We start from the raw sequence: 24019 nt of genomic DNA on the forward strand, positions 1-24019 counted from the left end.
AGACTCCCGGGCATGGCACAGTCGCCGAGTTCATCCGAGCTCTCCGATGCGGTCCGGGACGACCGGTCGCTCCGGCGCTTCCTGCACAGCCTGCCCGGCGTCGACCAGGTCGGCCTGGAGCAGCGGGCCTCCGGGCTCGCGACCCGGAGCATCAAGAAGGACGCCAAGCGCTGGGCGATCGACACCGCGATCTCGATGGTCGACCTGACCACGCTGGAGGGCGCCGACACCGAGGGCAAGGTCCGGGCGCTGTGCGCCAAGGCCCGCCGCCCCGACCCGGAGCGACCGGACACCCCGCAGGTCGCCGCCGTCTGCGTGTACTCCGACCTGGCCGCCACCGCGGTGCAGGAGCTCGACGGCACCGGTGTGCACGTGGCTTCGGTCGCCACCTCGTTCCCGTCCGGCCGCGCGGCGCGCGCGGTCAAGCTCGCCGACGTGGAGCACGCGGTGGCAGCCGGCGCGGACGAGATCGACATGGTGATCGACCGCGGCGCGTTCCTGGCCGGGCGCTACGGGCAGGTCTTCGACGAGATCCGGGCCGTCAAGGCGGCCTGCGGGAAAGCGCACCTCAAGGTCATCCTGGAGACCGGCGAGCTGGCCACCTACGACAACGTGCGGCGCGCGTCCTGGCTCGGGCTGCTGGCGGGCGGCGACTTCATCAAGACCTCCACCGGCAAGGTCTCCCCGGCCGCGACCCTGCCGGTGACGCACCTGATGCTGCAGGCGGTCCGCGACTGGCGCGACGCCACCGGCGAGCTGCGCGGCGTCAAACCGGCGGGCGGGATCCGCAACACCAAGGACGCGATCCGCTACCTGGTGGCCGTGCACGAGGTCGCCGGGCCGGAGTGGCTCACCCCGGAGCTGTTCCGCTTCGGCGCGTCCAGCCTGCTCAACGATCTGCTGATGCAGCGGCGCACCCAGCTCGACGGCCACTACAGCGGCCCCGACCACGTGGCGGTGGACTGATGACCGAAAGCCCCTGGGAGTACGCACCCGCCCCGGAATCGCGGGACATCGCGAACCTCAAGCCCAGCTACCGGATGTTCGTCGGCGGCGAGTTCACCGACGGCGGCGGCGAGCCGCTCAAGAGCATCGACCCGGCCACCGGCGAGGTGCTCGCCGAGGTCGCGAGCGCCGACGAGTCCGATGTGGACACCGCGGTGCGGGCGGCGCGCAGCGCCTTCGACTCGACCTGGTCGACGATGCCGGGCACCGAGCGCGCGAAGTACCTGTTCCGCATCGCCCGGCTGATCCAGGAGCGCGGGCGCGAGCTCGCGGTGCTGGAGACGCTGGACAACGGCAAGCCGATCAGGGAGTCGCGCGACGCCGACATCCCGACCGCCGCGGCGCACTTCTTCCACCACGCCGGGTGGGCCGACAAGCTCGGCCACGCCGGGTACGGCCCGGACCCGCGCCCGCTGGGCGTGGCCGGGCAGGTCATCCCGTGGAACTTCCCGCTGCTGATGCTGGCCTGGAAGATCGCCCCGGCGCTGGCCTGCGGCAACACCGTGGTGCTCAAGCCCGCCGAGACCACCCCGCTGAGCGCGCTGGTGTTCGCCGAGATCTGCCAGCAGGCCGGGCTGCCGCCGGGCGTGGTGAACATCCTCCCCGGCGCCGGCGACATCGGTGCGGCGCTGGTCGCCCACCCCGGCGTCGACAAGGTCGCCTTCACCGGCTCCACCGAGGTCGGCAAGCAGATCCAGCGCACCGTCGCCGGAACGGGCAAGAAGCTGACCCTGGAGCTGGGCGGCAAGGCCGCCAACATCGTCTTCGACGACGCCCCGCTGGACCAGGCCGTCGAAGGCATCGTGAACGGGATCTTCTTCAACCAGGGCCACGTCTGCTGCGCGGGCTCCCGGCTGCTGGTGCAGGAGTCGGTCGCCGAGGAGCTGCTGGAGCGGCTGCGGGCGCGGATCCGGACGCTGCGGGTCGGCGACCCGCTGGACAAGAACACCGACGTGGGCGCGATCAACTCCGCCGAGCAGCTGGCCAGGATCACCGAGCTGGCCGACAGCGGGGACGCCGAGGGCGCGCAGCGCTGGACCAGCCCGTGCCCGCTGCCGGATCGCGGGTTCTTCTTCGCCCCCACGGTGTTCTCCGGCGTGCAGCAGTCGATGCGGATCGCCCGCGAGGAGATCTTCGGCCCGGTGCTGTCGGTGCTGACCTTCCGCACCCCGGCCGAGGCCATCGCCAAGGCCAACAACACCCCGTACGGCCTGTCGGCCGGGATCTGGTCGGAGAAGGGCTCCCGGATCCTGTGGGCGGCGCAGCAGCTGCGGGCCGGCGTGGTGTGGGCCAACACCTTCAACCGCTTCGACCCGACCGCCCCGTTCGGCGGCTACCAGGAGTCCGGATTCGGCCGGGAGGGCGGCCGGGCCGGTTTGGAGGCGTACCTCGATGTCTGAGAACCCGGAGCGGCTGGCCGTGGCCAAGACCTACAAGCTCTACATCGGCGGGTCGTTCCCGCGCTCGGAGTCCGGCCGGGTCTACCCGGTGCACGCCGCGGACGGCGGGTTCCTGGCCAACGCCGCGCACGCGTCCCGCAAGGACGTCCGCGACGCGGTCGCCGCCGCGCGCAAGGCGTTCGCCGGCTGGTCGGGCGCGACGGCCTACAACCGCGGCCAGGTGCTGTTCCGCATCGCCGAGGTGATGGAGGGGCGGCGCGACCAGTTCGCCGCCGAGATCGCCGCCGCCGAGGGCCTTTCCACCGCGCAGGCCAACGCCGCGGTGGACACCGCGATCGACCGGATGGTCTGGTACGCGGGCTGGACGGACAAGATCTCGATGGTGCTCGGCGCGGCGAACCCGGTGGCGGGACCGTACTTCTCGTTCAGCGTCCCGGAGCCCACCGGCGTGGTCGGGGTGCTCGCACCGCAGGAATCCGCGCTGCTCGGCCTGATCAGCGTGGTGGCGCCGGTGCTCGCGGCGGGCAACACCTGCGTGCTGGTCGCCAGCGCGGACCGGCCGCTGCCCGCGGTGACCTTCGCCGAGGTGCTGGCCACCTCCGACGTGCCCGGTGGCGTGGTCAACGTGCTCACCGGCCGGGCCGCCGAACTCGGCCCGTGGCTGGCCTCGCACGCCGACGTCAACGCCCTCGACCCGACCGGAGCCCCGGCCGACCTGCGCACCGAACTGGCCCGCGCGGCGGCGGACACGGTTAAGCGGGTCCTGCCGGTGCGCGGCGAACCGGACTGGACCCGCGAGCCGGACCTCCAGCGCCTCCGCGCCTTCACCGAGGTCAAGACCGTCTGGCACCCCGTCGGCACCTGACGCGATTCCATTGAAATCGGACGTGCGATTTCCATTGAAATTGCGACGCCTCCGGCGTGTCGGTGCCCGACACGCCGGAGGGATCCGCAACTTCCATTGAAATCGAAGACCTGATTTCAATGGAAATCGCGGAGGTCTGCGCGTTCACTTGACCTTCGGGTACACCACCCGGCCCCGACGGGTGGCGCGCACCAGGAGAGCGATGGCGCCTGCGAGCCCCGCTGCCCCGAGCACGATCGCGAGCCAGCTCGGCAGCTGGTACAGCGGTGCCACGTCGTCGAGCAGCCGACCGGACGCGAACTGCACCAGGATCCCCAGGGCGAACGCTGCCACCGCAGCACCTCCGTAGACAGTGTTCCCGCGCTTGGCGGTGTACGCCTTGAACGCCAGCATCACGCCGAGGACCACCAGCACCAGCAGGGACACCAGCGCGACGGTGTCCTTCATCGTGTAGGTGACCACGCCGGAGGGCTCGAACAGCGCTTCCAGCAGGAATTCCGAGCCGAACATGACCAGCGCCGCGGTGGCCAGAGCGCTGATCGCCACCTCCATCGTGGAGCGCTTGCCGGTGCTGCCGTCCAGCTGCTCGGCGACCTGCGCGGCGTACTGCCGGGGCTTGCCGAATGCCTCCACCGGGTCCTCCCCGGTCTCGCGCACGTGCGCCTCCACCTCGGCCAGCACCTCTCCCACGCGCTCGCCGGAGATCTCGTGCATCCGCAGCGCGACCAGCAGCTCGTCGCGGTACTTCTCGTCCAGCGTCATCAAGACTGCACCCCTCGTTCCACAACTGAGATCGAGTTCTTCGCGAACTCGATCCACTTCGGCCCCTGCTCGGCGAGCGCCGCGCGCCCCTCGTCGGTGAGCGCGAAGAACTTTCGCCCGGGGCCGCCTTCCCCAGCACGCCACTCGGCGCTCAGCAGCCCATCGGCCGCGAGCCGGTTGAGCAGCGGGTAGAGCGTCCCGGCCTTCATGCCCGGGAGCCCGGCCTCGGCGAGCCGCTGCAGCAGCGTGTACCCGTAGCCCTCGCCGCCCTCGGCCAGCAGAGCCAGCACGGCGAGGTCGAGCACGCCGCGCAACCACTGCGCCTGCCGCCCCGAGATCGTCCTGTCCGCCATGCCGACAACGTAACACCAACTAGTAGGCGTCGCAAACTAGTGGGCCGCGCAGAGGTATCGCGCAACCGCGAGAACAGGACGTGCGCTGCGACGACCGCAGCTCAACGGGGTCGGATGGGTCAGCGGATCTGCCAGTCGAGGCGGCCGTCCTCGGTCACCGTCGGGTAGCTGTGGCCCGCCGGGGCCCCTTCCAGGAGGGAGCGGCGGACGTCGGAGAGCATCGCCGCGACGCTCTTCCACTCCGGGCGGAGGACCTGCCCCGCCTCCTGCTCCCACTCCAAGACGCAACCGTGCAGCGGCCCCGGGCGCAGATCCACCACCAGCTCGTCGGCGAAACCGTCACCGGCGATGGGGATCCACGCCGGGTGGAAGCTCGAACCCGGCGAACCCGCGTAGTAGTCGCAGGCCGGGCGCTCCCACTGCGCCGCCCAGTGCTTGCGGTGATCGCGCCACGCCTGGCGCGCTTCGAGCGCGCTGTAGGGCGTGTAGAACGGCGGCAGGACGTCGGCGAGCACGTCCACCCCGGTTCCGCCGCAGCACAGCCAGAGCTCACGCAGTTCCGCAGGCAGCTCGACGGCGAACTCCGCCTCCAGCTCGGCCAGGTCCGGCGGTGGCACGGGCGTCAGCAAGGCCGCTGCGGTGACCGGTGCGTGCTCGGACAACCAGCGCACGATTTCCGACCACAGTTCCGCGACATCCATTCCGATCATGGTCGCCGGGAAGGCTCCGGAGGGGTACCGCCAAAGGTGACCTCACCCCCGACCGGGGCCATCGCTGAGCCGAACAGCCCAACCCGATTGGGACTCGATCACCGTTCCGACGACTGATCGTTACGAATTGTTCCGTCGACCGTTGCACACCACGGGCTCGATACGGTGACAGCCGGACCGGGGAACACGCTGTGAACGGACAACCCGTAGGCTTCCGCGAGGTCTGGTTCGGTGACCGGAGGTAGAGAGATGGCGCAGGACATCGTCCCCATCGAGCTCGGGCTGCCGCAGGGCGACGTCGTCACCCTGTGGGCGCCGCGCTGGCGCGAGGACGGCGAGGAGTGGGAGGCGTTCCTCGGGCACGAGGACGACCTCTACGCATTCCCCGATCCCGCTCACCTGGCGGCGTTCGTGCGCACCGCCCGGGAGCACGACCTCGACGACCACCCGGCGTGGCACGTGGTGCCCCAGCTCGCCGCCGAGGACCTGAGCCCGGACGAGGACCACCAGTACGACCTGGTCGGCGTTCCGGAGCTGGTGGCCGAGCCGCTGGACACCTGGACCGTCGGCGAGCTCGCCGACATCGTCGAGATCGCCCGCTCGCTGGCCGACGTCTGCGAGCTGGACGCGGTGCACGAGGTGCTGGACTCCGCCGACGGCTTCGCGCTGCTGGACCAGGGCACCTTCGCCTTCTCCGGCAAGGACGGCCAGCGCCGCTGGACCGAGCTGTGCAAGGTCGTCGTGGAGCGCTGGGACGAGGTGCTCGACGCCATCGACGCCGTGGTCACCACCCCCGACGTGCCCGCCGACGCCGTCGCCACCGCCGAAGCCGAGCTGGCCGAGGCGCTGGAGGCCGACGCGGAGGACGAGGACGCGGCGGGCATCGCCGACGAGTCCGACGTGGACGAGCTCGACGAAGGCGAGCTCGGGTTCTGGGGCGAGGTCGGCATCGACCCGATCCGGATCATCACCAGCACCGGCGAGCACTACTCGCTGCGCTGCTACCTCGACGACGACCCGGTGTTCCTGGGCAGCGACGGGAAGATCGACGTGTTCCCGAGCGCCCGCGCGCTGGCCCGGTTCATCGCCGACGACGACGCGGTCACCGGCACCGACTTGGAGCGGGTCTCGACCTGGTCGCAGGTGCGGGAGAAGGCGACCGCGGGCGAGCTCGACGTCGAGGTCGACGACGACAACACCTACGTGCTGACCGGCCTGGACGCCGACCTCGGCAGCGGACCGTCCGAAGTGGACCCGACGCAGCTGGACCTGGCCGAGGAGCTGCTGATGGACGCGGCGGCCTGGGCCGGCGACAACAGCGTGGAGAAGGCGCTCCAGCCGTCGGAGCGGCTCGGCTGGCTGGTCTCGTTCGTGCTGCGCCCCAGCCCGAACCGGCTGCCGCCGAGCGGGCCGTTCGACGCCGAGGTCGAGGTCTGGCGCAAGCTCGTCGAATCCCTCGAAGAGCGCTTCCGCACCCACTGAGGCTTCCGGCTCCCTCTACCGCAGCGCAACTTCCATTGAAATCGCACTGTCAATTTCAATGGAAGTTGCGTACTCGACCGGCACCGCGCCGGGCTGGTCGCGCGCTCGGCAGGTGCGCGGCCGGAAGTCGCGGATCAGGCGACGGCGAGGAGCTGGCCCGGGGCCGCGAGCCGGCGCTGCGTGGGTTCGCCCCGGCACACCTGGGTGTAGGCCTCCCGCAGGCCCTTTCGGGCCCGGTAGGTCAGCGCCGCCGCGCTGTTGCGGCTGATCCCGAAGCGCCTGCCCACCTCGGCCGGCGTCTGGTTCTCCACCTCCACGTACCAGAGCACGTGGCGCCAGCGCCGCGGCAGCCGGGTGAAGGCCTGCTTGATCAGGTTCCGCTCCAGCTCCGCCACCGCCGGGTCGATGAACGGCAGGACCTCGTCCGGGTGCAGGCCGTCGAGCTCGGCGGCCAGGTGCACGCGGCGCTCGCGATTGCCGGCCGCGGCGGCCAGGTTCCGGATGGTGGTGAGCAGGTAGGCGCGGAAGGCCGTCTCCGGACCGGCACCGCGCCGCAGCACGTCCAGGATGTTCGCGAACGCCTCGGCGACCAGGTCGTCCACATCGGCCGGAGTCGGCGCGACCTGCTTGGCCATCGTCCGCGCGGCCGCGCGGTGCCGGGCGTACAGTTCGGCGAATGCCTCGGACGAGCCGAATCGGACCGCTTCGAGCAGTGTCCTGTCGTCGCCCGCGTACATGGTTCCCCTCAGCCTTTGCACCGGTGAGGGACGTCGCTGAGGGTTCGACGCCCCTCACCGAATACGCCCCCGCTGCGAAAGATGCTCGCGAAACGTATGGAATTCAACAAGATGGAATATTTCAGATAGTGATTGAGCGCAGGTGAGCCGAGCCCCTCCGCGCGAAGTTCACCCAGCAGTGGGAAACTCGCCGGCCACCGCGAGCTTCCGGGAGATCTCCCCGGCCGCCACGCGCAGCGGCGCTTCGAAGGAAACCGCGGCGAGCTTGCGCGCCGGGAACGAGATCGCCAGCGTCATCGGCGAATCGGCACCCAGGACCGGTGCCGCCAAGCACGCCGTGCCCAGCGAGTACTCCTCGGTGTCGGCGACCACCGGGTGCTCCGGGCTCTCGATCAGGTCGCGGATCCGGGTGATCGTGCGCGGCGTGAGGTCCGCGGGCGGGTAGCGGTCGAAGTGGTCCGCGCGTTCGGCCCGGCTCAGCCCGGAAAGCAGGCACTTCCCGATCGCGGTGGCGTGCGCGGCCTGCTTGAAGTCGGCCCACGTGTCCACCCGCGGCATGCGCGGGCTGTCGACGATGTCGGTCACCACCACCTCGCCGTCGCGGTAGTGGGCCAGGTAGACCGCCGCGTTCAGATCGTCGCGCAGCTGGGTCATCACCGAGCGGACCCGGCTGCGCAGGCCCTGGTCCTGCGCAGCCGAGTGCAGCCCGGCCACCTGCTCGCCGATGATGAACGCGCCGTCGTCGAGCTTCTCGAGATATCCCTCGTGCACCAGGGTGCGCAACAGGTGGTAGGTGGTCGGCAGCGCGATCCCGGTCCGCCTGGACAGGTGCTTCGCGGTGGTGCCCGACGGCTGTTCGCTGACCGCCTCCAACAACCGAAGAGCGCGCTGCACCGACGTGATCAGCGTTGGTTCACCACCCCGTGCCACGGTTCCCTCCCGGCCTTGTGCGGCGCCGCAGATCTCGCGCCGTACACGAATCGCCTTCAGGCCTGGAGTATCCACCGAGGACACCGCCCGCGCAGCCCCTTTCGGACGACGCGCGGCGCCCGATCAGCCCAGCAGTGCCGCGTAGCCGGGCTTGATCACGTCGTTGATCAGCTCCAACCGCTCGTCGAAGCCGATGAACGCCGACTTCATCGCGTTCACCGTGAACCACTGCATCTCCTCCCAGCCGTAGCCGAAGGCCTCGTGCAGCGCGGCGAACTCGCCGGACATCGAGCAGTGGCTCATCAGCCGGTTGTCGGTGTTCACGGTGACCCGGAAGCGCAGCTTGGCCAGCAGTCCGATGGGGTGCTCGGCCATCGACGCGGCGGCCCCGGTCTGCAGGTTCGACGACGGGCACATCTCCAGCGGGATCCGCCGGTCCCGCACGTAGGACGCCAAGCGGCCCAGGTGCACCGAGCCGTCCTCGTCGACCTTGATGTCGTCGACGATGCGGACGCCGTGCCCGAGCCGTTCCGCGCCGCAGTGCTGGATGGCCTCCCAGATCGACGGGAGCCCGAAGGCCTCACCGGCGTGAATCGTGAAATGCGCGTTCTGCTGGCGCAGGTATTCGAACGCGTCCAGGTTCCGGGTGGGCGGGAATCCGGCCTCCGGGCCGGCGATGTCGAAGCCGACGACTTCCGCGTCCCGGTACCGGACGGCGAGCTCGGCGATTTCCAGCGAGCGCGCATTCTGCCGCATCGCGCACAGCAAGGTACCGATTCGGATACGTTTCCCGGCGGCCGCGGCTCGCCGCTCGCCTTCCCGGAATCCGTCCTGGACCGCCTGCACGATCTGGTCGAGGGCGAGCCCGCCCTCCTGGAACAGCTCCGGGGCGTAGCGGACCTCGGCGTACACCACGCCGTCCTCGGCCAGGTCCTCGGCGCACTCCGCCGCGACGCGGGCCAGGGCCTCCTCCGTCTGCATCACCGCCACGGTGTGCGCGAAGGTCTCCAGGTACCGCTCCAGCGACCCGGAATCTGCCGCCGCTTCGAACCAGTTGCCCAGCTCAGCGGGGTCCTCGTGGGGCAGTTCGGAATACCCGGCAGCCTGCGCCAGATCGATCACGGTCTGCGGCCGCAGCCCACCGTCGAGGTGGTCGTGCAGCAGCACCTTGGGCGCCTGCCGGATGGTGTTCAGGTTCACCGGAGTCGACATGCACCCACGTTACAGGGGGCGAGTATCGGGTTCACTGTCAGCTACCAGCGAAAACCTGGTCACAACTTCGAGAACTGCGGGTTTCCGGTGTTCGGCAAGTCGGACGGCCATCACGCAAAACTCACCCGGATGGACCCAATTACAACGCTTAAAGCAATCGGCGGCGAGTCGGCTGGACTTCTTGGCCGAAGAATGCTGCTCCGAATGGAGTCATCTCCCGAGGAGTGGTGACGCAATGTATCGGGGGGTGCCTGGGAACACGAGAAGTGAATGGCTAGGCTCGGTGAGTCCTCACCTCCCCTCGACGAAGGACGCCCCTAGCCGTGACCGAGAACATGTCGTTCGACCGCATGCGGAACATGCTCACGCGTGCGGCTGAGATCCGCGAGAGCGAACAACAGCAGATCTTCGACGCCCTGGACGAGATCCACGCCCGGCTCTCCCCGCTGGAGTCGCTGGGCTCCGTGCGCAAGCGCCTGTCCGAGCTGCCGGACCGCACCGAAGTCAGCGTGCTGGCCGAACGACTCGACGAAGCCCTGGCCAAGCTCGAAGCGCACGACGGTGCGCTGCTCGAGCTGAAGGGTTCCGTCGACGGCCTGGTGGACAAGCTGGCCAAACCGTTCGCCCAGCTCGACGGCCGACTCGACGGGGTCTCCGGGCGGATGGACGGCGTGGTCGGCCGGATGGACGGCCTGGAGGACAAGCTCGGCCACATCCACAAGCGCCTGGACGAGCTGGGGCTGCACCTGGACAAGCAGGACGGTCGGCTGGAGTCGCTGCCCGCGACCGTGCACGGCCCGGTGCGCGAGCGCATCGACTCCCTGGAGACCAGCCTGCGCGGCCGCTTCGCCGAGATCGACGAGGGCGTGCACGAGCACCTCGACGGCACCCGCGAGGCCCTGCAGCGCGCGGTCGCCGAATCCACCGGCAGCGCGCAGAACGCGCTCGCCGACGCCGTCTCCGGCACCCGCGACCAGCTGGACGCCAAGCTCGACCAGCTCGCCGCCCGCCCCGCGGTGGACCCGACCGACAAGCTGGACAAGCTGGCCGACCGCCTGGAGCACCTCACCAACCGGCTCGGCGAGGTCTCGTCCCGGCTCGACCAGGTCGAGGACAACGTCAACACCCGGATCGACACCGTCGAGCAGGGCTTCACCAGCCGCCTCGACACCGTCGAAGAGGGCGTCAAGACCGGCCTCGGCGACCTCGGCGGCACGCTGTCGAAGAACCTGACGCAGCTGTCGGGCACGCTCTCGTCGCGCCCGGACAGCGAAGCGCTGAACGCCCTGGTGCGCGAGGCCAACGAGGAGAGCGAGCGGCGCCACGCCGGGCAGCTCGACGAGGCCATGGCGACCTTCGCCGAGCTGATCCTCGGCGGCAGCGCGCCCTCGGCTCCGCCGCCGCCCACCACGCTGCCCCGCCAGCAGCGTCGCGGCCGCTCCAAGAGCGCCAAGCGCGACACCACCGACAAGGCGATCACCGACGGCGAGGACGACTTCACCGCCGAAAGCGCCTGATTCGCTCTGAGAAGCGGTCCGGGAAGCCCCGGGCCGCCTCTCGTCAGCTCGGTTCGCCCTTCGCGGCCACTCGGTCCAGGATCAGCGGCGTCGACCTCCGGTCGGCGTCGCTGATCTCGTATGCGCCCTGCAACGCTTCACGGGCAGCCGCAACGGTTTCCGGCCGGTCGGTGTGCAGCTCCAGCAGCGGTTGCCCCGCAGCCACGCTGTCCCCCGGTTTCGCCAGGCACAGAACTCCCGCGGCGTGGTCGACGTCGTCCTCCTTGCGGGCTCGTCCCGCGCCCAGCCGCCAGGCCGCGATGCCGACGGCGAACGCGTCTAGCTCGGTCAGCACTCCGGCGCGCGGCGCGGTGATCACGTCGATGTGCCGCGCCCGGGGCAGTTCCGCCGCCGGATCACCACCCTGCGCCTCGATCATCCGCCGCCACGAGTCGTGCGCGCGACCGTCGGCCAACGCGGCCGCCGGGTCCACTTCGGACAGGCCCGCGTGGTCGAGCATCTCGCGGGCCAGGGCCAGCGTCAGCTCCACGACGTCCGGCGGGCCACCGCCGCGCAGCACGTCGACCGCTTCGGCGACCTCCAGGGCGTTGCCGACCGCCCGGCCCAGCGGCACGGACATGTCGGTGATGAGCGCGCTGGTGCGCAGACCGCTGGCGCTGCCGATCTCCACCAGCGCGGTGGCCAGTGCCCGCGCCTGGTCGAGGTCCTTCATGAACGCGCCGGAGCCGCACTTGACGTCCAGCACCAGCGATTGCACGCCTTCGGCGATCTTCTTGCTCATGATCGAGCTGGCGATCAGCGGGATCGACTCGACCGTGCCCGTCACGTCGCGCAGGGCGTAGAGCTTCCGGTCGGCCGGCGCCAGCCCCTCCGTCGCCGCGCACACCACCGCCCCGACCTCGTCGAGCTGCGCGCGCACCTCCGCCACCGAGAGCTGCGCCCGCCAGCCGGGGATGGACTCCAGCTTGTCCAAAGTCCCGCCGGTGTGCCCCAATCCGCGCCCGGACAGCTGCGGCACGGCGGCGCCGCACGCGGCGACCAACGGCGTCAGCGGCAAGGTGATCTTGTCCCCGACGCCACCGGTGGAGTGCTTGTCCACAGTGGGCCGCCCGACCGAGCCGAGCGCTAACACCTCACCGGAGGCCACCATCGCCGCGGTCCACCGCGCGGTCTCCTCCGGCGTCATGCCGCGCAGCAGCACGGCCATCGCCAGCGCGGCCATCTGCTCGTCCGCCACCTGCCCGCGCGTGTAGGCGTCGACGACCCAGTCGATCTGCTCATCGCTGAGCCGACCGCCGTCCCGCTTCACCCGAATCACGTCGACCGCAGAATGCATGCCCGCCTCCTCAGAACCCGCAAGAACCCTCTCACCTATAAAGAGAACCGAACCCCCCGAACAGATACACCTCAACCGGGTGAAGCCAGTAGCAGCTCCGCCCCGGGCCGTGACGATCGCGCGACCGGGCGCCTCGTGGCGACGTCAGAGCTCTCTTGAAATCGGCTGCGGCACGCACCGCGCCTCTCCGTCGAAAACGCCGCCGATTTCATGAGAAAACGCGCCCACCCACGGTGCCGAACTCTCGCTGAGAACGTCGGCAACTGCTTCTCAGAGCTCGAAGGCGTCGGGGAGGACTTCGGTCATCGGCAGGACGCCTCGGGGCGTGTCGACCAGGCAGTCCGGGCCGCCGAGCTCTTGGAGGATCTGGCGGCAGCGGCCGCAGGGCATCAGGAGGTCGCCCGCGCCGCTCCGGCAGGCCACCGCGACGAAGCGGCCTCCGCCGGTCAGGCGGAGCTGACCGGCCATCGTGCACTCCGCGCACAGGGTGATGCCGTAGGAGGCGTTCTCCACGTTGCAGCCGGTCACCACGCGGCCGTCATCGCACAACGCCGCCGCACCCACCTGCAGACCCGAGTACGGGCAGTAGGCCTGCGCGGCGGCCTCCACCGCCGCCGCGCGCAGCGCTTCCCAGTCCACCGTGGTCACTAATCGACTCCTCTGCGGTACTGCAGGCCGTTGGCCGCGGGTGGTCGCAGTCGTTGCGACGCCACGCCCAGGACCACCAGCGTCACCAGGTGCGGGGTGTAGGCCGTGAGCTCCGTGGGCAGCTCGTCGGTGTACCAGTACACCGCGTACATCACCGCCGCCGCGACCAGCGAGACGCCGGCGGCGAACCAGCTGCGCCGCCACACCTGCACCGCCGCGACCACCACGAGCAGCAGCGTCGCACCGTAGAACAGCGCGTGCACGCTGGTCCCGCCGCTGCGCAGCTGAAGACCGTCGGAGTAGCCGAACAGCGCCGCACCGCCGAGCAGACCGCCCGGCCGCCAGTTGCCGAAGATCATCGCCGCCAGGCCGATGTAGCCCCGGTTGTTGGTCTGCCCCTCCAGGTAGCCCGCCTGGCCCGGGTTGAGGATCAGCGCCGCGCCGCCGATGCCGGCCAGCGCACCGGAGATGATCACCGCCAGGTACTTGTACCGGTAGACGTTGACGCCGAGGGACTCCGCCGCGACCGGGTTCTCCCCGCAGGAGCGCAGCCGCAGCCCGAACGGCGAGCGCCACAGCACCAGGTAGCTCACCGGCACCAGCAGGTAGGCCAGCATGGTCAGCGGCGAGACCTCGGTGACCAGGCCGCCGAGGATGCCCGCCACGTCCGAGAGGCCGACCCGCTGCATGTCCTCCAGCTCTTGCAGCCAGGTGCCCAGCGGCTGCGCCGAGTAGGTGTCGAACTTCGGCACCGCGGGCGACTCCCGCGGGTTGCGCGAGATCGGTTCGAACACCAGCGTCGATAGGTACTTCGCGATGCCCGCGCCCAGCAGGTTGATCGCCACGCCGGACACGATGTGGTTGACCCCGAAGGTCACCGTGGCGATCGCGTGCACCAGGCCGCCCAGTGCGCCGAACACGGCGGCCGCGACCAGCCCGGCGACGGGCCCCCACTGGTAGCCGGCCCAGGCGCCGCCCCAGGTGCCGAGGATCATCATGCCTTCCAGACCGATGTTGATGATCCCGGCGCGCTCGGCCCACAGACCGCCCAGCGCGGCCAGCAGGATCGGGATGCCCAGCCGCACCGCGGACTGGATGGTTCCCGATGAGGTCAGCTGCGGCACCCCGGTCTGGTAGGAGGCGATCGACACCGCGACGAACGCGACCACCACCCACAGCAGGACGCGCGCCCAGCCCGGCATCCGCCGCGTGGGCTGCGGCGGCACCTTCGTCGATTCGCTGGTCACCGTGGTCGTCACGCGCGGCCCGCCTCTCCGCGTTCTTCAGTGGTGGTCACGTCGGGCGTTGCTCTCGCGCTCGGTGGTTTCTCGTGGCCAGGTCGCATCACGGTCCCTGGGGTGCGGTCGAGCAGGACTCCGGTCGACACAAGAGGTGTCATGCCCGCTCACCTCCGGTTCCGGCTGGGGCCGGTGCTTCAGTGCCCAGCGCCCGGCCGACGCGCCGCTGCTCGGCGGCCAGCTCGCGACGGCGCACCAGTTCGTAGGCCACCACCACGGAGAGCACGATGGTGCCCTGCAGGATGGTCACGATCTCCTTCGGCACCCCGATGTTGTCCAGCGTCAGCGAGCTCTTGTCCAGGAAGGACCACAGCAGCGCGCCGAAGGCGATGCCGATCGGGTGATTGCGGCCGAGCAGCGCGATGGCCAGCCCCGCGAAGCCGTAGCCGGTCGGGAAGTTGATGGTGAAGGTGTGGTCGCGGCTCAGGATCTCCGGCAGCCCGGCCACCCCGGCGATGGCACCGGAGATCAGCATCGCCGACATGATCATCTTCTTGGAGTCGACACCACCGGCCAGCGCGGCGGTCGGCGACAGCCCCGAAGCGCGCAGCTGGAAGCCGTAGCGGGTGCGGTCGACGAGCACCGCGTACCCGACGCCGACGGCCACCGACAGCAGCACCAGCCCGAACATCGTCCCGGCGCCGCCCAGCGGGATCCCCGGCACTTGGCCGCTGGCCGGGATGGGCACGGTGCCCTGCGTGTTGCCGCGCATCTCGCCGAAGGTGGCCACCAGGAAGGCGATCAGGCCGATGGACAGGGTGTTGAGCATGATCGTGGAGATCACCTCGGACACGCCGCGGTAGACCTTCAGCACCGCGGCGATCCCGCACCACAGCGCGCCGGTGACCGCACCGATCACCACGACCAGCACCGCGTGCAGCCCGAACGGCAGGCTGACCGCGCCGCCGACGATCGCCGCCACGCAGGCGCCCAGCCGGTACTGGCCCTCGATGCCGATGTTGAGCAGGTTCATCTGGAACCCGATCGCGGCGGCGATGGCCACCAGGTAGTAGGCACCCGCGGTGTTGACGATGTTCACCGCGGTCATGCCCCGGCCGACCTGGGCGATCATCTCCAGCAGCGTGTCGATCGGGTTCGCCCCGGAGATCAGCAGCACCGCGCTGCACAGCACCACCGAGAAGACGATCGCCAGCGCCGCAGGCAGCAGGCGTACGCGCCAGTTGTTCATGAGACGGTGCCGCCTCTCCGCGGTGCACAGTGGTGGTTGCGTTCGGGGGTGATCTCGCGTTTCGCGGTTTCTTGTGGCCGGGTCGCGCCACGGTCCCCTGATGTGCGGTTGCGCAGAACTCGGCTTGGCACGGGTTTGCTCATGCGACCTCACCGTCCTGGGCGCCGGTCATCGCCGCGCCGAGTTCCTCCGCGGTCACCGAGCGCGGGTCCGCCTCGGCGACCAGCCGACCGCGGAGCATCACGCGGATGGTGTCGGACAGGCCGATCAGCTCGTCCAGATCGGCGGAGATCAGCAGCACCGCCAGGCCTTCGGCGCGGGCGGCGCGCAGGTGGTCCCAGATGCCCGCCTGCGCTCCGACGTCCACGCCGCGGGTCGGGTGCGCCGCGATCAGCAGCACCGGATCGCCGGAGAGCTCCCGGCCCACCACGAACTTCTGCTGGTTGCCGCCGGAGAGCGCGGACGCGTCGGTGTCGATGCCGGGCGTGCGGACGTCGAACTGCTCGACGATGCGCGTCGCGTCGGCCTTCGCCCCCTGCCGGTCCAGCCACCTGCCGCGGGCCACCGGGCGGCGGGTCTGGTGGCCGAGGATGCGGTTGTACCAGAGCGGTTCGTCGAGCAGCAGGCCCTGCCGGTGCCGGTCCTCGGGCACGTAGCCGATGCCGGCCTCCCGGCGGGCCAGGGTGGGCAGTCCGGTCAGGTCGCGCTCGCCGAGGGCGATCCGGCCCGCGTCGAGCGGGCGCATGCCCATGATCGCCTCGACCAGCTCGGTCTGGCCGTTGCCCTCCACCCCGGCGATGCCGACGACCTCACCGGCGCGCACCACCAGGTCGACGTCGGACAGCACCACGCGGTCCTGCTCCGACGCGGAAAGCCCGGACAGGACGAGCACCTCGCGGTCGGTCACCGTGGACTCGCCGCGCTCGGGCACCGGGAGCTCGCTGCCGACCATCATCTCGGCCAGCCGCTGGTTGGTGACCTCGTCGGTGGGCACGGTGCCGACGGTGGTGCCGCGGCGCAGCACCGTGATCGTGTCGGCGATCGCGCGCACCTCGTCGAGCTTGTGCGAGATGAACAGGAACGTGAAGCCCTGCTCGCGCATGGTGCGCAGCGTGGTGAACAGCTCGTCGACCTCCTGCGGCACCAGCACCGCGGTGGGCTCGTCGAGGATGATGATCCGCGCGCCGCGGTAGAGCACCTTGAGGATCTCCACCCGCTGCCGGTCGGCCACGCCGAGCCGTTCGACCAGCACGTCCGGGCGCACCTCGAAACCGGCCTTGGCGGCCAGGTCCAGCACCGCGCGGCGGGCCTTGGCGCCGATGCCGTGCACGCCTTCCGCGCCGAGCACGATGTTCTCCAGCACGGTCAGGTTGTCGGCCAGCATGAAGTGCTGGTGGACCATGCCGATCCCGGCGCGGATCGCCTCGGCCGGCGTGCGCAGCCGGACCTCCGCGCCGCGCACCCGGATCGTGCCGGAGTCCGGGGCCTGCATGCCGTAGAGGATCTTCATCAGCGTCGACTTGCCCGCGCCGTTCTCGCCGCACAGCGCGTGCACCTCGCCCGCGCGCACCGACAGGTTCACGTCGGAGTTGGCGATCACGCCGGGGAAGGTCTTGGTGATGCCGGTCAGCTCGACGGCCGGTGGATCGCCGGATTCCGGCTCGGTGGCGGTTTTCATCGTGCTCCAGGTGACGTCGTCTCGCGGTCGCGAGGCGGACGGACGCTCAACAATGGACGGATTCGGTCCGGTTGGGACGGTCTTGGCGCGAAACCGCCAACCGCCCAGTGCGAACGCGCAGGGCACCCCGCGGACGGGGTGCCCTGCGCCGGGACGTCACGGCTTGTCGGAGACCTTGATGTCGCCGTTGGCGATGGCGGCCTTGTAGGCGTCCACCACCGGGACCAGGTCGTTGACCATCCCGCCGGAGGTGGAGTAGCCGACGCCGTCGATGGCCAGGTCGAACTTCTTCGGCAGCGAGCCCAGGTCGTCGCGGGCCACCGCCGAGATGTAGTCGTAGACCGCCAGGTCGACGCGCTTGAGCATGGACGAGATGATCACGTCCTTGTACTCGGCCACCGTCGGCTGGTTGTACTGGTCGGAGTCCACGCCGATCGCCTTCGCGCCGACCTGCTTGACCGCGGAGAACACGCCCTTCCCGGACGCGCCCGCTGCGTGGTAGACCACGTCCGCACCGGACTCCAGCTGCCCGGTCGCGACCTCGGCGCCCTTGTTCGGGTCCTGGAAGCCGCTGAAGTCACCGGCCGGCGTCAGGTACTTGCTGTCGATCTCGATGTCCGGCGCGGCGGCCTTGGCGCCCGCCTCGAAGCCTGCCTGGAACTTCTGGATCAGCGGCGTCTCCACACCGCCGACGAAACCGACCTGGCAGTTCTTCGACCGGTGCGCGGCGATCACGCCGACCAGGAACGAGCCCTGCTCCTCGGCGAAGACCAGCGAGGTGACGTTGGGCACGCCGTCGACCTGCTCGTCGATGATCGCGAACTTGGTGCCCGGGAACTCCGGCGCGACGACCTTGACCGAGTCGGCGTAGGCGTAGCCGACGGCGATCACCGGGTTGTAGCCCTCGCGCGCCAGCTGCCGCAGGCGGGTCTGCTTGGCGTCCTCCGGCTCACCGGCTCCGGCGTCGAGCTCCTTGACGTCGGTGAAGCCCATCTCCGCCTTGGCCCGGTCCAGCCCGGCCACCGAGGCGTCGTTGAAGGAGGCGTCGCCGCGCCCGCCGATGTCGAAGGCCAGCCCGACCCGCATCTGCTTGGCGTCCGGCGGGGCCTGCGGCTGGGTGGGCTGCACCGGCGGCGCGGTCGCGGTCGGCGGGGCGTTGAGCCGGCAGCCCTGCCCCTCGGCGTTGTTGGTGCCCCCGCCGCCTCCGTCCTTCGCGCAGCCGGCCAGCACCAGCGAGCCGGTGAGCAGCACGGCTACCGCGATGCCCGTTCGTGAACCTCCGGCACCCGAGCGCCTCCAGATCGGCGTCCGCCGCATGCCGTTCCCCTTTCCTGTCGGTCCCGCCGCACCCCCGAACCGCCGTGCCGGGGCACGGCGGTGCCGGACGAACTTCCACCCGAAGGTGTCGTCCTCGGTGAATTGTTCGTCCGGTCCGCGGCGCACGCCATTCGGTGACGTGGCTCTCGAAATTAAGCCTTGACGCTGCTGCTTGAGCATTGCTCGCGTGTCACGAAATGATTTCTACATCGATCAACCGGAGCAGCGGGCTTGTCTGGTCGATCACAGAGAGCACGGGCGAGTAGGCCTGGGCGATTGGTCGGGTCTAGCATCCGATGCGTCAAGGCCCCAGTTCGTGGCCGGTGACGGGCGTGCTGCACCCAATGCCAATTGGGACCAACTGCGACTCGGGGCCGGTCGCTCTTGTTCCCGGACGGGGCCGTCAGTCCACCAGCGAGGTTGGAGGCCTTCCACCATGGCCAGCACCACCGCCTCCGCGGCCGACGCACCGGAGCGCGCCACCGCGCCGCGCGCTAAGGGGCGTTTCTACCGCGGCGATCTGGGCATGTGGTCGTGGGTCGCCCACCGGATCACGGGCGTACTCACCTTCTTCTTCTTGTTCGTGCACGTCCTGGACACCGCCTTGGTGCGGGTGTCGCCGAACGCGTACGACACGGTCATCGAGACCTACAAGCACCCGATCATGATCCTCTTCGAGCTGGGTCTTCTGGCGGCGGTGCTGTTCCACGCGTTCAACGGCATCCGCGTCATGCTGGTCGACTTCTGGTCCAAGGGCACCAAGTACCAGAAGCCGATGCTGTGGACCGTCGTGGTCCTCTGGTTGGTGTTGATCATCCCGGCGGCGATCAGCCTGCTCAGCCGCGCGGTCAACGAATTCCTCGGGGGTTGAGCGCAATGACCGTCACCGACGCACCGCTTTCCGTGGAGAAGCCGCGCTCCCCTTCCCGGCCGGCCGCCCGCCGCAACAACTTCGAGCTCTACAGCTGGTTGTTCATGCGGCTGTCCGGTGTGGTCCTGCTGTTCCTGGTGCTGGGCCACCTGCTGATCATGCTGTTCCTGGACGGCGGCGTGCAGCGGATCAACTTCGCCTTCGTGGCAGGCCGCTGGGCGTCCCCGTTCTGGCAGATGTGGGACCTGACGATGCTCTGGCTGGCCGGCCTGCACGGCGGCAACGGACTGCGCACCATCATCAACGACTACTCGCGCAAGGACGGCACGCGCTTCTGGCTGAAGATGCTGCTGTACGTCTCGGTCTTGCTGACCGTGGGTCTGGGCACCTTCGTCCTGTTCACCTTCGACCCGAACATCGGCTAGCCGCAGACGACCACATCGCGGCGAGGTCGTCGCCTACCCCGGACCTCGCCGCCGCCCGAGGAGGCGACCATGCAATTCCACAAGTACGACGTGGTCATCGTCGGCGCTGGGGGCGCCGGGATGCGCGCCGCGATCGAATCCGGGCAGCGCGCCCGCACCGCCGTGCTGACCAAGCTCTACCCCACCCGTTCGCACACCGGTGCCGCCCAGGGCGGCATGTGCGCGGCGTTGGCCAACGTCGAAGAGGACAACTGGGAGTGGCACACCTTCGACACGATCAAGGGCGGTGACTACCTGGTCGACCAGGACGCCGCCGAGATCATGGCGAAGGAGGCCATCGACGCGGTCCTGGACCTGGAGAAGATGGGGCTGCCGTTCAACCGGACGCCCGAGGGCAAGATCGACCAGCGCCGGTTCGGCGGCCACACCCGCGACCACGGCAAGGCGCCGGTGCGCCGCGCCTGCTACGCCGCGGACCGCACCGGCCACATGATCCTGCAGACGCTGTACCAGAACTGCGTCAAGCACGGCGTGGAGTTCTACAACGAGTTCTACGTCCTGGACATCATGCTCAGCGACGGCCCCGACGGGCAGCAGGTCTGCAGCGGCGCCATCGCCTACGAGCTGGCCACCGGCGAGATCCACGTCTTCCAGGCCAAGGCGGTCATCTTCGCGACCGGCGGTTTCGGCAAGGTCTTCAAGACCACGTCGAACGCGCACACCCTGACCGGCGACGGGATGGGCATCATCTACCGCAAGGGCCTGCCGCTGGAGGACATGGAGTTCTACCAGTTCCACCCGACCGGTCTGGCCGGCCTCGGCATCCTGATCACCGAGGGCGTCCGGGGCGAGGGCGGCATCCTGCGCAACGCCGACGGCGAGCGGTTCATGGAGCGCTACGCCCCCACCATCAAGGACCTCGCGCCGCGCGACATCGTCGCCCGGTCGATGGCCCTGGAGGTGCTGGAGGGCCGCGGCGCCGGCCCGAACAAGGACTACGTGCTGCTCGACGTCACCCACCTCGGTGAAGAGCTGCTCGAGGCGAAGCTGCCGGACATCATGGAGTTCTCCCGCACCTACCTGGGCGTGGAGCCGACCGAGGAGCCGGTGCCGGTCTACCCGACCGCGCACTACGCGATGGGCGGCATCCCGACCAACGTGGAGGGCGAGGTCCTGCGGGACAACGAGAACGTCATCCCCGGCCTCTACGCCGCCGGTGAGTGCGCCTGCGTCTCGGTGCACGGCTCGAACCGCCTGGGCACCAACTCGCTGCTGGACATCAACGTGTTCGGCCGCCGCTCCGGCATCGCCGCCGCGGAGTACGCGCTCAACCACGACCACGTCGAGATGCCGGAGAACCCGACCAAGCTCGTGGAGGGCATGGTCGACCACCTGCGCACCGCGCACGGCGGCGAGCGGGTCGCCACGATCCGCACCGAGCTGCAGCAGACGATGGACGCCAACGCCTCGGTGTACCGCACCGAGGAGACGCTGAAGACGGCGCTGTCGGACGTGCAGGCGCTCAAGGAGCGCTACGGCCGCATCTCCGTGCACGACAAGGGCAAGCGGTACAACTCCGACCTGCTCGAGGCCATCGAGCTGGGCTTCCTGCTCGACCTGGCCGAGGCGCTGGTCAACGCCGCGCTGGCCCGCAAGGAGTCCCGCGGCGGGCACGCCCGCGAGGACTACACCGCCCGCGACGACGTCAACTTCATGCGGCACAGCATGCAGTACAAGGTGCTGCCGGAGGAGGAGGACCCGGACGCCCCGCTGGGGCTGACCGGTTTCCAGGCCGACATCCGGCTGGACTACAAGCCCGTCGTCGTCACCCGGTACCAGCCGATGGAGCGTAAGTACTGATGACCGCCGCCACCACGTCCCCCGAGAAGAACCAGATCCCGGACGACGCACCGCCGATCCCCGACGACGCCACGATGGTGACCGTCAAGATCCTGCGGTACAACCCGGAGACAGACGAGGACCTGCACTGGGAGTCCTACCGGATCCCGGCGCTGCCGTCCGACCGCGTGCTGAACCTGCTGCACTACATCAAGTGGTACATCGACGGTTCGCTGTCCTTCCGCCGGTCCTGCGCGCACGGCGTGTGCGGGTCCGACGCGATGCGGATCAACGGCGTCAACCGGCTGGCCTGCAAGGTGCTGATGAAGGACCTGCTGGCCAAGGGCGGCGAGACCACCCTGACCATCGAGCCGATCAAGGGCCTCCCGGTGGAGAAGGACCTGATCGTCGACATGGAGCCGTTCTTCGAGGCCTACCGGACGATCAAGCCGTACCTGATCACCTCCGGCAACGAGCCGACCCGCGAGCGGATCCAGTCGGTGGCCGAGCGCGCCCGCTTCGACGACACCACCAAGTGCATCCTGTGCGCGGCGTGCACCACGTCGTGCCCGGTGTACTGGTCGGACGGGAACTACTTCGGCCCGGCGGCGATCGTCAACGCCCACCGCTTCATCTTCGACAGCCGTGACGAGGGTGCCGAGGAGCGCCTGGACATCCTCAACGACGTCGACGGCGTGTGGCGCTGCCGCACGACCTTCAACTGCACGGACGCCTGCCCCCGTGGCATCCAGGTCACGAAGGCGATCCAGGAGGTCAAGCGAGCCCTGATGTTCCGCCGCCGCTGAGGCACCGGACACGTCTGAACCGGCGCTCACCCCTCGGGGTGGGCGCCGGTTCCGCTTTCCGGGGCGGTCAGCTCTTGCGGGTGGCGCGGAAGGCTCGCCAGCCGATGATGCCGATGATCGTGCCCAGGACCAGGGAGACCACCGCGATCACCAGGTGCACGATCAGGTAGCTCGTCGGGGAGCCGTCGGCCCAGGAGCGGTCGCTGTTCCAGATGTTGCGCGCGAAGTTCGGCCACAGCAGGTAGGACCACACGCCGAAGGCCAGCAGGAACAGCGCAACACGTCGGGAAATCGTCACGGGGCCAGTATCCGCTGTAAGCCGCCTCACCCACCTGTCCGGGTGGACGTTGCCGACACGCGGGCTCGGTGGATTGGCTAGCCTGCTGCGTGTGCCTCGACGTGCCCGCGGTCCGGTATTCCTGCTTCGCACCAAGGTCGCGCTCTGCGCTCTCGGCGTGGCGCTCCCGCTCCTGAGCGGCACCGCGCACGCCGAGGACTGCTACATCGCCGTGCCCCCGCCGCCGGTGGACACCTCCGAGGTGCCGTTACCCGGCCAGCCCGTCCCGGAGCCCGTGCCGGTGCCTGAAACGCCCGTCGGCGGCGAGCAGCTGGGCGGGTGCGGGCCCGCCTTCCCGGTCTACGCTCCCGCGCCGCCGGCCGAGATCAGCGCGGCCAGCTGGCTGGTCGCCGATCTGGACACCGGTGCGGTGCTGGCCGCGCACGAGCCGCACGCCCGGCACCGCCCGGCGTCCACCATCAAGGTGCTGACCGCCCTCGTCGCGCTCCGCGATCTCCAGCTCGACGACACGCTCGTGGCCACCCAGGAGGACGCCAACCAGGAGGGCAGCCGGGTCGGGCTCGCTCCCGGCGCCACCTACACCGTCCGGGAGGTGCTGACCGGGCTGATCCTGCGGTCCGGCAACGACGCCGCGCACGCGCTGGCGATGAAGCTGGGCGGCGTCGAGGCCACCGTCGACAAGATGAACGCGCTGGCGAAGTCGCTCGGCGCGCTGGACACCCGCGCGGCGACACCGTCCGGTTTGGACGGCCCGGGGATGAGCACCTCCGCCTACGACCTGGCGGTCATCTTCCGGGTGGCCATGCAGAACCCGGCGTTCGCCGAGATCGTGAGCACGCACCAGGCCTTCCTGCCCGGCGCACCGGGCGGTCCACCGCTGGAGGTCTGGAGCGACAACCAGGTCCTGCGGGCCTACCCGGGCGGGCTGGGCGGCAAGACCGGGTTCACCGACGACGCCCGGCACACCTACATCGGCGCGGCCGACCGCGGCGGGCGGCGGCTGGTGGCGGTGCTGATGCGCGGCGAGAACCAGCCGGTTCGGCTGTCCGCGCAGACCATGCGGCTGCTGGACTACGGCTTCGAGCTCAACGGCGCCCCGGTCGGCGAACTGGTCACCGCTTCCCCGGCGCCGATCGCCGATGTCCAGCCGGTGGACCAGTCGGTGCAGGCGCAGTCGGAGGACCCCATGTTCGGCACGGTCGGCGGTCCGCTCGCGCTGCTGGCGGCGGCTGCTGCCGCCGTGGTCGCCGCGATCGCGGTGCAGCGGCGCCGGGCCGCACTCGCCCGCCGTCGGCGCAGCGGCGGCGACGACCACCCCTGATCCGAGCGCACTACCGGGCG

At 70.1% G+C, this 24019-nt stretch carries 23 protein-coding genes; 10 read left to right on the forward strand and 13 right to left on the reverse strand.

The window, feature by feature from the left end; genetic code table 11:
• Nucleotides 1-12: 12 nt before the first annotated feature.
• The 3 genes from deoC to C4T78_RS29740 are packed head-to-tail and all read left to right on the forward strand — an operon-like array spanning nucleotide 13 to nucleotide 3270.
• The gene (deoC, locus tag C4T78_RS29730) at nucleotides 13-966 is read left to right on the forward strand and encodes a deoxyribose-phosphate aldolase (RefSeq protein WP_093352704.1); all 954 of its coding nucleotides are present in this window, start codon (nucleotides 13-15) and stop codon (nucleotides 964-966) included.
• Nucleotides 966-2405 (forward strand): aldehyde dehydrogenase family protein, encoded by a 1440-nt coding sequence (locus tag C4T78_RS29735; protein WP_093352701.1) that lies wholly within the window; start codon nucleotides 966-968, stop codon nucleotides 2403-2405. The genes deoC and C4T78_RS29735 overlap by 1 nt, the downstream gene beginning before the upstream one ends.
• On the forward strand, nucleotides 2398-3270 hold the full coding sequence (locus C4T78_RS29740; protein ID WP_093352699.1) for an aldehyde dehydrogenase family protein: 873 nt from the start codon (nucleotides 2398-2400) through the stop codon (nucleotides 3268-3270). The genes C4T78_RS29735 and C4T78_RS29740 overlap by 8 nt, the downstream gene beginning before the upstream one ends.
• Nucleotides 3271-3414: 144 nt before the next feature.
• Here the strand turns inward: C4T78_RS29740 and C4T78_RS29745 are convergent, their stop codons facing one another.
• The 3 genes from C4T78_RS29745 to C4T78_RS29755 all read right to left on the reverse strand — a co-directional run bounded on the left by C4T78_RS29745 (nucleotide 3415) and on the right by C4T78_RS29755 (nucleotide 5086).
• Nucleotides 3415-4032, reverse strand: a complete 618-nt coding sequence (locus C4T78_RS29745) for an HAAS signaling domain-containing protein (protein ID WP_093352697.1) — start codon at nucleotides 4030-4032, stop codon at nucleotides 3415-3417.
• The gene (locus C4T78_RS29750) at nucleotides 4032-4385 is read right to left on the reverse strand and encodes a PadR family transcriptional regulator (protein WP_093352695.1); all 354 of its coding nucleotides are present in this window, start codon (nucleotides 4383-4385) and stop codon (nucleotides 4032-4034) included. Before C4T78_RS29750 ends, C4T78_RS29745 begins: the two co-directional genes overlap by 1 nt.
• A gap of 119 nt (nucleotides 4386-4504) precedes the next feature.
• Nucleotides 4505-5086: an SMI1/KNR4 family protein gene (locus C4T78_RS29755; protein WP_093352937.1), complete on the reverse strand. Its 582-nt coding sequence runs from the start codon at nucleotides 5084-5086 to the stop codon at nucleotides 4505-4507.
• 258 nt (nucleotides 5087-5344) lie between these two features.
• Here C4T78_RS29755 and C4T78_RS29760 point away from each other — a divergent pair, with 258 nt between their 5' ends.
• Nucleotides 5345-6577 carry a SatS C-terminal domain-containing protein gene (locus tag C4T78_RS29760; RefSeq protein WP_093352692.1) on the forward strand — a complete coding sequence of 411 codons (1233 nt, stop codon included), beginning with the start codon at nucleotides 5345-5347 and terminating at the stop codon, nucleotides 6575-6577.
• A 134-nt stretch (nucleotides 6578-6711) separates the two neighbouring features.
• Here C4T78_RS29760 and C4T78_RS29765 read toward each other — a convergent pair whose 3' ends face one another.
• The 3 genes from C4T78_RS29765 to C4T78_RS29775 all read right to left on the reverse strand — a co-directional run bounded on the left by C4T78_RS29765 (nucleotide 6712) and on the right by C4T78_RS29775 (nucleotide 9456).
• Entirely contained in the window at nucleotides 6712-7314 is a 603-nt protein-coding gene (locus tag C4T78_RS29765; RefSeq protein ID WP_093352690.1) for an RNA polymerase sigma factor, read from the reverse strand.
• Between the two features lie 168 nt (nucleotides 7315-7482).
• Entirely contained in the window at nucleotides 7483-8244 is a 762-nt protein-coding gene (locus tag C4T78_RS29770) for an IclR family transcriptional regulator (RefSeq protein WP_093352687.1), read from the reverse strand.
• A gap of 123 nt (nucleotides 8245-8367) precedes the next feature.
• Nucleotides 8368-9456 (reverse strand): adenosine deaminase, encoded by a 1089-nt coding sequence (locus C4T78_RS29775; protein ID WP_093352685.1) that lies wholly within the window; start codon nucleotides 9454-9456, stop codon nucleotides 8368-8370.
• A gap of 323 nt (nucleotides 9457-9779) precedes the next feature.
• Here C4T78_RS29775 and C4T78_RS29780 point away from each other — a divergent pair, with 323 nt between their 5' ends.
• The gene (locus C4T78_RS29780; RefSeq protein WP_093352682.1) at nucleotides 9780-10973 is read left to right on the forward strand and encodes a hypothetical protein; all 1194 of its coding nucleotides are present in this window, start codon (nucleotides 9780-9782) and stop codon (nucleotides 10971-10973) included.
• Nucleotides 10974-11016: 43 nt separating this feature from the next.
• Here C4T78_RS29780 and C4T78_RS29785 read toward each other — a convergent pair whose 3' ends face one another.
• The 6 genes from C4T78_RS29785 to C4T78_RS29810 all read right to left on the reverse strand — a co-directional run bounded on the left by C4T78_RS29785 (nucleotide 11017) and on the right by C4T78_RS29810 (nucleotide 18439).
• Complete coding sequence (locus C4T78_RS29785) at nucleotides 11017-12309, reverse strand: thymidine phosphorylase (protein WP_093352680.1); 1293 nt, start codon at nucleotides 12307-12309, stop codon at nucleotides 11017-11019.
• A 270-nt stretch (nucleotides 12310-12579) separates the two neighbouring features.
• Nucleotides 12580-12957: a cytidine deaminase gene (locus C4T78_RS29790; RefSeq protein ID WP_093352678.1), complete on the reverse strand. Its 378-nt coding sequence runs from the start codon at nucleotides 12955-12957 to the stop codon at nucleotides 12580-12582.
• Entirely contained in the window at nucleotides 12957-14159 is a 1203-nt protein-coding gene (locus C4T78_RS29795) for an ABC transporter permease (RefSeq protein WP_093352934.1), read from the reverse strand. The genes C4T78_RS29790 and C4T78_RS29795 overlap by 1 nt, the downstream gene beginning before the upstream one ends.
• A 193-nt stretch (nucleotides 14160-14352) precedes the next feature.
• A complete protein-coding gene (locus C4T78_RS29800; protein WP_093352676.1) occupies nucleotides 14353-15444 on the reverse strand; it encodes an ABC transporter permease in 1092 nt (363 codons plus the stop codon).
• Nucleotides 15445-15583: 139 nt separating this feature from the next.
• The gene (locus tag C4T78_RS29805) at nucleotides 15584-17122 is read right to left on the reverse strand and encodes an ABC transporter ATP-binding protein (RefSeq protein WP_093352674.1); all 1539 of its coding nucleotides are present in this window, start codon (nucleotides 17120-17122) and stop codon (nucleotides 15584-15586) included.
• Nucleotides 17123-17278: 156 nt separating this feature from the next.
• Nucleotides 17279-18439: a BMP family lipoprotein gene (locus tag C4T78_RS29810; RefSeq protein ID WP_177247600.1), complete on the reverse strand. Its 1161-nt coding sequence runs from the start codon at nucleotides 18437-18439 to the stop codon at nucleotides 17279-17281.
• 436 nt (nucleotides 18440-18875) lie between these two features.
• Here C4T78_RS29810 and sdhC point away from each other — a divergent pair, with 436 nt between their 5' ends.
• From sdhC to C4T78_RS29830, 4 genes are all read left to right on the forward strand, one after another.
• Entirely contained in the window at nucleotides 18876-19310 is a 435-nt protein-coding gene (sdhC, locus tag C4T78_RS29815) for a succinate dehydrogenase, cytochrome b556 subunit (protein WP_093157273.1), read from the forward strand.
• Nucleotides 19311-19315: 5 nt separating this feature from the next.
• On the forward strand, nucleotides 19316-19735 hold the full coding sequence (locus C4T78_RS29820) for a succinate dehydrogenase hydrophobic membrane anchor subunit (protein ID WP_093157274.1): 420 nt from the start codon (nucleotides 19316-19318) through the stop codon (nucleotides 19733-19735).
• A gap of 69 nt (nucleotides 19736-19804) precedes the next feature.
• Nucleotides 19805-21595: a succinate dehydrogenase flavoprotein subunit gene (gene sdhA, locus C4T78_RS29825; RefSeq protein ID WP_093352669.1), complete on the forward strand. Its 1791-nt coding sequence runs from the start codon at nucleotides 19805-19807 to the stop codon at nucleotides 21593-21595.
• Between the two features lie 74 nt (nucleotides 21596-21669).
• Nucleotides 21670-22380 carry a succinate dehydrogenase iron-sulfur subunit gene (locus tag C4T78_RS29830; protein ID WP_374703916.1) on the forward strand — a complete coding sequence of 237 codons (711 nt, stop codon included), beginning with the start codon at nucleotides 21670-21672 and terminating at the stop codon, nucleotides 22378-22380.
• A 67-nt stretch (nucleotides 22381-22447) separates the two neighbouring features.
• Here the strand turns inward: C4T78_RS29830 and C4T78_RS29835 are convergent, their stop codons facing one another.
• The gene (locus tag C4T78_RS29835) at nucleotides 22448-22678 is read right to left on the reverse strand and encodes an SCO4848 family membrane protein (protein WP_093352666.1); all 231 of its coding nucleotides are present in this window, start codon (nucleotides 22676-22678) and stop codon (nucleotides 22448-22450) included.
• A gap of 157 nt (nucleotides 22679-22835) precedes the next feature.
• Here C4T78_RS29835 and C4T78_RS29840 point away from each other — a divergent pair, with 157 nt between their 5' ends.
• Entirely contained in the window at nucleotides 22836-23999 is a 1164-nt protein-coding gene (locus C4T78_RS29840) for a D-alanyl-D-alanine carboxypeptidase family protein (RefSeq protein WP_235863539.1), read from the forward strand.
• Nucleotides 24000-24019 lie beyond the last annotated feature (20 nt).

Source organism: Saccharopolyspora kobensis, from assembly GCF_900108315.1.
In the GTDB taxonomy this organism is placed as follows: Bacteria; Actinomycetota; Actinomycetes; order Mycobacteriales; family Pseudonocardiaceae; genus Saccharopolyspora; species Saccharopolyspora kobensis.

Bases quoted from the DNA above. Each gene is read 5' to 3' on its own strand.
- deoC (WP_093352704.1), top strand. From the start codon at position 13: ATGGCACAGTCGCCGAGTTCATCCGAGCTCTCCGATGCGGTCCGGGAC.
- C4T78_RS29735 (WP_093352701.1), top strand. From the start codon at position 966: ATGACCGAAAGCCCCTGGGAGTACGCACCCGCCCCGGAATCGCGGGAC.
- C4T78_RS29740 (WP_093352699.1), top strand. From the start codon at position 2,398: ATGTCTGAGAACCCGGAGCGGCTGGCCGTGGCCAAGACCTACAAGCTC.
- C4T78_RS29745 (WP_093352697.1), bottom strand. From the start codon at position 4,032: ATGACGCTGGACGAGAAGTACCGCGACGAGCTGCTGGTCGCGCTGCGG.
- C4T78_RS29750 (WP_093352695.1), bottom strand. From the start codon at position 4,385: ATGGCGGACAGGACGATCTCGGGGCGGCAGGCGCAGTGGTTGCGCGGC.
- C4T78_RS29755 (WP_093352937.1), bottom strand. From the start codon at position 5,086: ATGGATGTCGCGGAACTGTGGTCGGAAATCGTGCGCTGGTTGTCCGAG.
- C4T78_RS29760 (WP_093352692.1), top strand. From the start codon at position 5,345: ATGGCGCAGGACATCGTCCCCATCGAGCTCGGGCTGCCGCAGGGCGAC.
- C4T78_RS29765 (WP_093352690.1), bottom strand. From the start codon at position 7,314: ATGTACGCGGGCGACGACAGGACACTGCTCGAAGCGGTCCGATTCGGC.
- C4T78_RS29775 (WP_093352685.1), bottom strand. From the start codon at position 9,456: ATGTCGACTCCGGTGAACCTGAACACCATCCGGCAGGCGCCCAAGGTG.
- C4T78_RS29785 (WP_093352680.1), bottom strand. From the start codon at position 12,309: ATGCATTCTGCGGTCGACGTGATTCGGGTGAAGCGGGACGGCGGTCGG.
- C4T78_RS29795 (WP_093352934.1), bottom strand. From the start codon at position 14,159: ATGCCGGGCTGGGCGCGCGTCCTGCTGTGGGTGGTGGTCGCGTTCGTC.
- C4T78_RS29800 (WP_093352676.1), bottom strand. From the start codon at position 15,444: ATGAACAACTGGCGCGTACGCCTGCTGCCTGCGGCGCTGGCGATCGTC.
- C4T78_RS29805 (WP_093352674.1), bottom strand. From the start codon at position 17,122: ATGAAAACCGCCACCGAGCCGGAATCCGGCGATCCACCGGCCGTCGAG.
- C4T78_RS29810 (WP_177247600.1), bottom strand. From the start codon at position 18,439: ATGCGGCGGACGCCGATCTGGAGGCGCTCGGGTGCCGGAGGTTCACGA.
- sdhC (WP_093157273.1), top strand. From the start codon at position 18,876: ATGGCCAGCACCACCGCCTCCGCGGCCGACGCACCGGAGCGCGCCACC.
- C4T78_RS29820 (WP_093157274.1), top strand. From the start codon at position 19,316: ATGACCGTCACCGACGCACCGCTTTCCGTGGAGAAGCCGCGCTCCCCT.
- sdhA (WP_093352669.1), top strand. From the start codon at position 19,805: ATGCAATTCCACAAGTACGACGTGGTCATCGTCGGCGCTGGGGGCGCC.
- C4T78_RS29830 (WP_374703916.1), top strand. From the start codon at position 21,670: ATGGTGACCGTCAAGATCCTGCGGTACAACCCGGAGACAGACGAGGAC.